Annotated in this window: 10 protein-coding genes and 1 pseudogene; 4 read left to right on the top strand and 7 right to left on the bottom strand. The window is 68.5% G+C overall.

What is annotated here, in order from left to right:
• The 5 genes from I53_RS13135 to I53_RS13155 form a co-directional block, all read right to left on the bottom strand.
• Positions 1-767 (bottom strand): ABC transporter permease (locus I53_RS13135; protein WP_043351396.1); only part of this gene is annotated, 767 nt, incomplete at its 3' end.
• 257 nt (positions 768-1024) lie between these two features.
• The gene (locus I53_RS13140; protein ID WP_043351398.1) at positions 1025-2647 is read right to left on the bottom strand and encodes an ABC transporter substrate-binding protein; all 1623 of its coding nucleotides are present in this window, start codon (positions 2645-2647) and stop codon (positions 1025-1027) included.
• Positions 2648-2756: 109 nt separating this feature from the next.
• Positions 2757-3140, bottom strand: coding sequence for an oxalurate catabolism protein HpxZ (gene hpxZ / locus I53_RS13145; RefSeq protein WP_043351400.1), 384 nt, complete (start codon positions 3138-3140; stop codon positions 2757-2759).
• Positions 3140-4537 carry an AtzE family amidohydrolase gene (locus I53_RS13150; RefSeq protein ID WP_043351402.1) on the bottom strand — a complete coding sequence of 466 codons (1398 nt, stop codon included), beginning with the start codon at positions 4535-4537 and terminating at the stop codon, positions 3140-3142. The genes hpxZ and I53_RS13150 overlap by 1 nt, the downstream gene beginning before the upstream one ends.
• Positions 4534-4728 (bottom strand): AtzG-like protein, encoded by a 195-nt coding sequence (locus I53_RS13155; protein ID WP_043351404.1) that lies wholly within the window; start codon positions 4726-4728, stop codon positions 4534-4536. Before I53_RS13155 ends, I53_RS13150 begins: the two co-directional genes overlap by 4 nt.
• Before the next feature lie 829 nt (positions 4729-5557).
• Here I53_RS13155 and I53_RS13160 point away from each other — a divergent pair.
• The 3 genes from I53_RS13160 to I53_RS13170 all read left to right on the top strand — a co-directional run bounded on the left by I53_RS13160 (position 5558) and on the right by I53_RS13170 (position 6797).
• Entirely contained in the window at positions 5558-5938 is a 381-nt protein-coding gene (locus I53_RS13160; protein ID WP_043351405.1) for a DUF6481 family protein, read from the top strand.
• A 168-nt stretch (positions 5939-6106) separates the two neighbouring features.
• Positions 6107-6400 (top strand): hypothetical protein, encoded by a 294-nt coding sequence (locus I53_RS13165; RefSeq protein ID WP_043351407.1) that lies wholly within the window; start codon positions 6107-6109, stop codon positions 6398-6400.
• 109 nt (positions 6401-6509) lie between these two features.
• Positions 6510-6797 (top strand): hypothetical protein, encoded by a 288-nt coding sequence (locus I53_RS13170; RefSeq protein ID WP_043351408.1) that lies wholly within the window; start codon positions 6510-6512, stop codon positions 6795-6797.
• Positions 6798-6812: 15 nt separating this feature from the next.
• On the opposite strand, the gene I53_RS13175 is transcribed toward I53_RS13170, so the two are convergent.
• Both I53_RS13175 and I53_RS13180 read right to left on the bottom strand, forming a co-directional pair.
• Positions 6813-7019, bottom strand: a complete 207-nt coding sequence (locus tag I53_RS13175) for a hypothetical protein (RefSeq protein WP_043351410.1) — start codon at positions 7017-7019, stop codon at positions 6813-6815.
• A 190-nt stretch (positions 7020-7209) separates the two neighbouring features.
• Positions 7210-7605, bottom strand: a pseudogene (locus I53_RS13180) (HAD family hydrolase); the annotation flags it as partial.
• On the opposite strand from I53_RS13180, the gene I53_RS31255 reads away from it, so the two are divergent.
• The coding region (locus tag I53_RS31255) for an ATPase domain-containing protein (protein WP_286009583.1) at positions 7562-7761 on the top strand (200 nt) is incomplete at its 3' end. The pseudogene I53_RS13180 and the gene I53_RS31255 overlap by 44 nt on opposite strands.

Genomic DNA, 7761 nt, shown 5'->3' on the forward strand with positions numbered 1-7761 from the left:
CCGCCCAGCAGGTAGCCGAGCTGCAGGCCCATGATGGCCAGCGCCGTCGGGGCGGCGTTGCGCACGACATGCCGGAACACGCCGCGCTCATCCATGCCCTTGGCGCGCAGGGCCTCGACGAAGTCCTGGGACAGGATGTCGGCCACCAGCGCCCGGACCGTGCGGGCGATGATCCCCATCGGGATCACCGACATCGTGATCGCCGGCAGGATCAGGTAGCGCAGGTGCTCGAAGTCGGGCCGCCAGTTGCCGGAGCCGTCGGGCCCGGCGCCGGTGGGCGGAAGCCAGCCGAGATTGGCCGAGAACACGATCACCAGGACCATGCCGAGCCAGTAATGCGGCACGCTCACGCCGAAGACCGAGACGGCGGAAGCGGCCCGGTCGGCCAGCGAGTTGCGGTGGTAGCCCGCCACGAAGCCGAACAGGGTGCCGAAGGTGAACCCGATCACGGTCGCCACGGAGGCGAGGATCAGCGAGTTCACCACGGCGCGGCTGACCTCGCCGAGCACCGGCCGGCCCGTGGCGATGGAGGTGCCGAGATCGCCGTGCAGCACGTGCCACAGCCAGATCAGGTACTGGACCGGCAGGGGCTTATCGAACCCGTAGGCGGCCCGCATCTCGTCGATGGTCGCCTGGGTGGCGTCGGCGGGCAGGACCGCGCTCAGGGGATCGCCCGGCGCGAGATGGACGAGGAGGAAGCAGACGACGCTGACCCCGAACGCCACGGGCGTCACGTAGACCAGCCGTTTGAGGATGTAGAGCAGCATTATTCGCCTTTTGGCCCACCGATATTTTGTCGCCGTCCGGTCGCCCCCGCCGTGGAGAGCCTTCGAAGATCACGCTTCGGTCCTTGCGAGGCGCGACAATCCCCCTCTCCCGTGCGGGAGAGGGTTGGGGTGAGGGATCAGGTCCATCCGGAGAGGTCGCACCCCGCACCCTGTCCCTCTCCCGCATAGGAGAGGGAACCCGCCCCTCCAGAAAACCCGCTCCGTGCCTCCGATAGCTCGCAGGCACGACGGCGGCGCTACCGCCCCGCCGTCGCCATCGTAATCTTCGAGAAGTCCTGGAACCAGTTCTGCGCCTGGACGAAGCCCTTGACCTTGGGGCTCATCGCCCGCGGATTGACGTCGTGCGTGATCATGATGAACAGCGCGTCGTCGACATACTTCTCGTGGATCTTTTCCAAGACCTTGGTCTGCTCGGTCTTGTCGAAGGTGTTGCGGACCTGATCGAACAGCTTGTCCATCGCGGGATCGCAGTAATAGCCCCAGTTCGTGCCGTTCGGCGGGGCGAAGTTGCACTGCAGATGGCGGATGAAGCCGGTGAACGGATCCTGGATGAAGTACGAGTAGTTGATCGCCGAGACGCCGCGGGAGATGTCGGCCTTGGCGCCGGCCCGCCAGATGTTGATGAGCGTGTTCCACTCGACCACCTCGTAATCGACCTGGATGCCCACGTCGGCGAGGTTCTGCTGGACGAATTCGTTCATCGGCAGCGGCTGCATCTGGCCCGAGCCCGAGGCCGAGATCGCCACCTTCAGCTTCAGCGGCTTCGCGGGGCTGTAGCCGGCTTCGGCGAGCAGCTTCTTGGCCGCGTCGGGGTCATATTTCACATCGAAGGTCGGATGGCCGAACCATTGATGGCCGGGCGGCATGAAGCCCTTGGCGGGGATCGCGAGGCCGCCGAGCAGTTCCTTCAGACCGTCGCGATCGATGGCGAGATTTGCCGCCTTGCGCACGCGGATGTCGTTCCAGGGCGAGCCCTCGACGCGCGAGAGGTGCCACGTCCAGTTATGCGGGTAGGCGTTGGTGACGACGGTGAAGCCGGCGCTCTTCAGCGACGCCACCGAGTCCGGAGCGGGCGCCTCGATCCAGTCCACCTGACCGGAGCGGAGCGCTGCGGTCCGGGCATTGGCCTCCGGCAGCGGGATCAGCACGAGCTTGTCGAGCTTCGGGACGCGGTTCGCGTCCCAGTATTCCTTGAACGGCACCATCTCGGCGCGCTCGCGCGGGGCGAACAGGGTCAGCTTCCACGGGCCGGTGCCCGAGGGCTGCTTGGCGAAGGCGTCCCAGGACTTGCCGAGCTTCTCCCACTGGGCGGGCGAGGACATCATGATCCAGGCGATCTGGTAGGGCAGCGTTGCGTCGGGGGCCTTGGTGGTGATCTCGACGGTCAGCGGGTCGACCACCCGGTAGCTTGCCACCGCCGGGATGCGGGTCTTGCCCTGGGCGGATTGGCGCGGGTCGTATTGCGGCGCGTCGGCCTTCAGGAGCTTGTCGAGGTTCCAGACCACTGCGTCGGCGGTGAAGTCCGAGCCGTCGTGGAATTTCACGCCCGGCCGGAGCTTGAAGGTCCACTTGGTCTTGTCGGTGGCGTCGACGCCCCAGCTGGTGGCGAGGCCTGGCACGAGGTCGGAGGCCAGTTCGGCGCTCGACAGGTCCCAATTGATCAGGCCGTCATAGACCGTGTAGCCCATGAACCGCATGCCCTCGCCGCCATTGTCGGTCTGGCCGGTGGTGAGAGGGATGTCGGAGGCGGTCATGCCGATCCGCAGCGTCCCCTGCGCGAGGGCAGCGGTGCTCGCGGAGAGTGCCAGGGCGCCGGCCAGCGCCGCACGGGCGCCGAGTTTTCTCAGACGGGACAGCATCTTGCGTCGGGTGCTCACGTTGGCCCGAGCCTGAGGGCCCGGGATACGCTCGACCTTATGCAAGCCTGCGGCCAGACGGATCGTCCTGCATGCAGGGAGCGTGTGGTGGCTATTGCGCGTCGATCAGGCTCACATGGGCGGCGACCACCCGCCAGCCTTCGGGGAAGCGCGCCCAGGTCTGGCTCTGGCGGCCGATCTTGCCCGGCGCGCTGGCGCGGGCGAACAGCGTCATCGCGGTGGCGAAATCGCGCCCGTAGGTGGTGATCTGCGTCTGCGCCAGGGTGCGCTCCAGGCCCACCGGCGAGCGGGCCCGGCGGAAGGCGCGGATCGCGTCCATGCCGTAGAGATTCTCGCCGATGCCGTAGCGGATGGTCAGCGGATCGTCCCGGAACAGGGCCTCGAGAGTCGGGACGTCGTTGGTCGTCAGTGCCGTCTCGTAGGCCCGGAACGCGGCCTCGACCTCGGCTTTCACGGCGGGATCGTCGATGATCATCAGGCAAGCTCCGCGATCGGCGCCGTGCTGACGCCGGTTCGTTCGAGGTGACGCGCCACGCGCAGGACGAGATCCTCGCGCCAGGGCGCGGCGATCACCTGGACCCCCAGGGGCAATCCGGCGTCCAGCCGGATCGGTGCCGCCACCACCGGCAGGCCGATGAACGAGATCGGCTGCGTGAACACGCCGATATTGGCGCGCACCGGCAGCGTGACGCCGTCGAGGACGAAGTGCGTCTGTCCGCCCTTCGGCGCCCGGCAGGGCGTGGCCGGGGCCAGGATCACGTCGACGGTCTCGAACAGCTCCAGTACGCGCGCCCGGTACCAGCGGCGGAACCGCTGCGCCCGCTCCACATGGGGGGCCGGGATCATGGCCCCGGCGATCAACCGGTCCCGCACCGCCGGATCGAAATCCTGCGGGCGCGTCCGCAGCCGGTCGAGGTGCAGCGTCGCGCCCTCCGCGGCGGTGATCAGGTAGGCGGCCGCGCGGGCGCGGTGCGCTTCCGGCAACTCGACCGTGCCGCGCGCACCCAGGACCTCGGCGGCGCGCGCAACCGCCGCGAAGGCGTCCGGGTCGCCGCCGCGCGCGAAATGGCCGCCGGCCACCGCGATGCGCAGGCCATCGATCCCCGCATCGAGATGCGGAAGGACCGGCTCCGCCGGCCGGAGCGTCGCCACCGGATCGTCCGGATCGGGGCCCTGCATCACGTCATAGGCGAGCGCGAGGTCGGTCACGCTCCGGGCCAGGGGCCCGAGATGATCGAGGCTCCCCACGAAGGGGAAGCTGCCCGCGCGGGTCAGCCGGCCGTAGGTCGGCTTGAGGCCGAAGCAGCCGCAGAAGGCGGCGGGGACGCGGATCGATCCGTTGGTGTCCGAGCCCAGCGTCAGGGGCACCATGCCGGCGGCGAGGGCCGCGCCTGAGCCGCCGGACGAGCCGCCGGTCATGTGATCGAGGGCGTGCGGATTGTGGGCGTCGCCGTCGTGGACGTTCTCGCCTGTGAAGTCGTAGGCGTATTCGCCCATGTTGAGGGCGCCCACGAGGATGGCTCCCGCCGCCTCCAGGCGCCGCACCAGGGCACCGTCCCGCTCGGCCGGAGGCCGCTCGCGATTGATCTTCGATCCGGCGCGGGTGGGCAGGCCCGCGATGTCGATCAGGTTCTTCACCGCGAACGGCACGCCGGTCAGCGGTCCCGGCTTCGCTCCGCCGCTCAGCGCGGCATCCTGGGCGTCGGCTCTGGCCAGGGCGCGGGCAGCCACCACGTCGGTGAAGGCGCCGACACGGCCGTCCAGCCGCTCGATCCGGTCGAGAGCCGCCGTGACGACCTGCCGTGCGGTGGTGTGGCCGTCGATGATGGCCGCGGCGACCGCGACGGCCGTCGAAAGCTCGTATGCGCTCACGCTTCGAACCTCGGCGCCGCATCGATCTCGTCGGCGAGGGGGAACGCCTCCACCAACGCGGCCGCCGCGGCCAGGACACGGAGATTGGCCGTGATCGGTCCCATCCAGGCGGGATCGAGTGGGAGGCCGAGCAGCGCTGCCGTGACGGCAGCATAGGTCTCGGGATCGTAGGGCGGGCACGTCTCGGGCATCGCTGCTTTCGGTGTGATGTCGATTCAGGCAGGTCTCGCGGGGGAAGCAGGCCTTGTGCCGCGCAGGCCGCGATAGGACTGCCGATCGGCATCCGATTGTGCCTAAATGTTGAGCATATCGCCGAACGTGACGCGGCATCCGCGGGCGGCGGGGTCAGTTGCCCGCGCTTTGGGCGCCGCGTTGTAAGCAGGACCGGGATTTGGGCGCGCCCGGTCTCCGGTCGAGGCGGCTTCGGCGGCCGTTGAACGTGGCCGGCTAGCCAAGACCTCCTATAGACTGCCGATTTTGCAGGTCTGCTTTGCGATCGAAGAATGCTCCGCCCGGAAGGAAGACCGCGCAGGTATAGCCTGAGGCCGCCTCGCCCGGGCCCGGCTGTCCATGTGTCGGTGGATTGCGAACGTTCAATCCTTGTTCTCAGCGCGCACGCGACCTACCTACATCATGCACAGTCAGACCTGCAGGACGACGGGAGCCACACGCGGGCGTGCCGACCTTGCGGCTCGGCCCTCGGCTTGAGGTTTTTCCGCATCGCCGGACGAAACTCTTACAGAGACGGCGTGGATTGTCGCTTTGTCGCCCGCCTGCGCAGGTTCCGACGATTGCATCGTGCGGGGAGCTCTGGTTAAGGGCTTTGCGATCTTCGAAACAATGGTCCGACCCGAGCGTTCAGACGCACGCCGAGCGTTCGGGTCGGACCATCGGTACAGCCGATGGATCGGTGCGGTTCCGGGGCGCGGGGACGGCGTTGGAACCGGCAGACTCCGTACGTGCCCGGCCCCGCCGGATGTCCCCGCGACACGCGAGACGTACCCAACTGAGAAAGGTCAGATGAGCGCATTCGACTACAGGAATTTCGACGACCGTCGTCAGAACTCCCAGAACGCCAAGGCCGCCTTGCTGGCCAAGTTCAAGGCCCGTCCGCCGGCCGATGATCCGGAGGTGATCGCCAAGGCAAAGGCCCGCGCGGAGATCGCCAAGGCCCGCGAGGAGCGTTCCCGCGAGCGCGAGGCGGCCCGGATCGCCGCCGAGCGGCAGGCCGCCGAAGAGAAGCGTCAGCGGGAGGAGGCGGAACTCGCCGCCCAGCTCGCCCGCGAGGCCGCCGAGTTGGCCGCGGCGCAGGAGCGCAAGTCGGCCGAACTGGCTGCCAAGAAGGCCCAGCGCGATGCGCGCTACGCGGCCCGCAAGGCAAAGGTCAAGACCAAGCGCTGAACGCGCACCGACGGCTCCTTCACGCCACGGAAACCGAAGACGTCCGCCCGCCAGGCGGGCGTCTTCGCGTTTTGGGTCATGCCCGCTCGGCAACCGCTGCGTGTGCCCGCGCGTTGGGGCCGGTCGAACCCGCGACGTCCTCGCTCGGCGGGCGCAGCCGAGGTCGCGATGCAATCCTGGACGAGACTGGCCCTCATCGTCGGCGCTCTGCCGATCCTCCTCGCCGCCGAACAGGCCCACGCGCAGGATTCGGAGACGGTGACCGCCTGCGAGACGCTGATCTCCGCACGCCGGATCGATGCTGCCGCGGGTGCCGAGCGTCAAGCGCTTGGGGAGACCGGTTGCCGCCGCATCCCGCGCAGCGCAATCGGCGCCGTCGAGCAACGGGCCTTGATCGGCGGGGCGCCTTACGAGTGCATGAGTGTTGCCGATGCGGGGCGGTGTCTCTGGGTTGTCCCGTAAGCCGGGCGCGCCCTCGTTTTTCGGTCAGGCCAGCACTCTGACGAAGCTTCACGGCTCAGCAAGACGCGCTATTTCTCACGTCTTGAGCGTGTGAGCCCTGAACATCAGTATGCCGCGTATCCTCGAAAGCACCCGCGTGTCGATATTCGCCGCGGTCTGGATCGCATCGGCGCTGAGCTGTGGAACGGCCCGCGCAGAGCCTCCGATTCGGAGCCCCGAGGATGCGGCATGCCGCCTTGAGGCCCGCGCCAAGGTGTTCTCCACGCCGAACCCTCAGGGTTTGGAACTCGAGGAGATCGGGCGGCGAATCTATTTCGCCTGCATGAAGCGCGTCGCACAGGTGACCGCGCCGGCGGCCCGGCGCGGTGGTCGGCGGCATCGCAGCCGACGCCGCTGAGCGGCGGTGCTGCGGTCAGGCGTCGAGCGGCGCGCCGATCCGCGCGCGGAGGCGGAGACGCAGGGCTTCGTTGCCACCTTCGGCATCGAGCGCGGCCATCAGGCGCAGCAAATGGCTGAGCGGGGTCGAACGACACGCGACGGCGTCGGCGATCTGCTCCGGCAGGGACTTGGCGGCCGGAACGTAGCGCGGTGCCGGGCCGGCCTGATGAGTCTGGGGCATGCGAGGCGCTCGTCCTTCGAAAGAGTCCAGATTGGCGGGCGGGTCGCTACGCCTTTCGATCGACGGACACCAGCCCCTTTCGCGCGATTACGTAGCCGGCATCACTCTCCGTCACCGTGGGGCAACAGCGCGGCGGTAAAGTGTGGACGACTCGGGCTGAGAGTCCGAATCGGCTTGCCCGATCGCGATTTCAGGTGCCGGCCAGCGGCGAGGACGCGAACCCGGCGAGCAGGTCCTGGGGATCTCGATAGATCGCCACGCAGCCCGCAGCCGTCAGATCCGCTTCCGGGAAGCCGCCGCAGAGCAGGCCGATCGTGGGCAGTCCCGCCTTTGCCGCGGCCTCGGCATCGTAGGGCGTGTCGCCGACGACGTGCGCCGCGTCTGGCGCTACGCCGTCGAGCTTCCGCAAGGCGGCCTGGAAGATGTCAGGATGCGGCTTCGAGCGGTCGGCATCGTCCGCACTGGTGGCGACGTCCACGAGATCGCCGATCCCGAGGATCTCGGTGTAGCGATCCACCTCGGTTCCCGGCCTCGACGAGGTCCTGTGCGGTGGCCTCACGCAGGATCGACTATACTTGCTCGAGGGCACACCGGGCACCGGCAAGACTACACTCTCACTCCAGTTCCTGCTCGACGGCGCCGCGCGCGGTGAGCGCGGCCTCTACGTCACACTATCCGAGAACAAAGATGAGCTGTGTGCTGCAGCCGCCTCGCACGGCTGGTCGCTCGACGGCATCGAGAT

It is taken from the genome of Methylobacterium sp. B1, from assembly GCF_000333255.1.
In the GTDB taxonomy this organism is placed as follows: Bacteria; Pseudomonadota; Alphaproteobacteria; order Rhizobiales; family Beijerinckiaceae; genus Methylobacterium; species Methylobacterium fujisawaense.

Bases quoted from the DNA above. Each gene is read 5' to 3' on its own strand.
- I53_RS13170 (WP_043351408.1), top strand. From the start codon at position 6,510: ATGCCGCGTATCCTCGAAAGCACCCGCGTGTCGATATTCGCCGCGGTC.
- I53_RS13155 (WP_043351404.1), bottom strand. From the start codon at position 4,728: ATGCCCGAGACGTGCCCGCCCTACGATCCCGAGACCTATGCTGCCGTC.
- I53_RS13160 (WP_043351405.1), top strand. From the start codon at position 5,558: ATGAGCGCATTCGACTACAGGAATTTCGACGACCGTCGTCAGAACTCC.
- I53_RS13175 (WP_043351410.1), bottom strand. From the start codon at position 7,019: ATGCCCCAGACTCATCAGGCCGGCCCGGCACCGCGCTACGTTCCGGCC.
- hpxZ (WP_043351400.1), bottom strand. From the start codon at position 3,140: ATGATCATCGACGATCCCGCCGTGAAAGCCGAGGTCGAGGCCGCGTTC.
- I53_RS13165 (WP_043351407.1), top strand. From the start codon at position 6,107: ATGCAATCCTGGACGAGACTGGCCCTCATCGTCGGCGCTCTGCCGATC.
- I53_RS13140 (WP_043351398.1), bottom strand. From the start codon at position 2,647: ATGCTGTCCCGTCTGAGAAAACTCGGCGCCCGTGCGGCGCTGGCCGGC.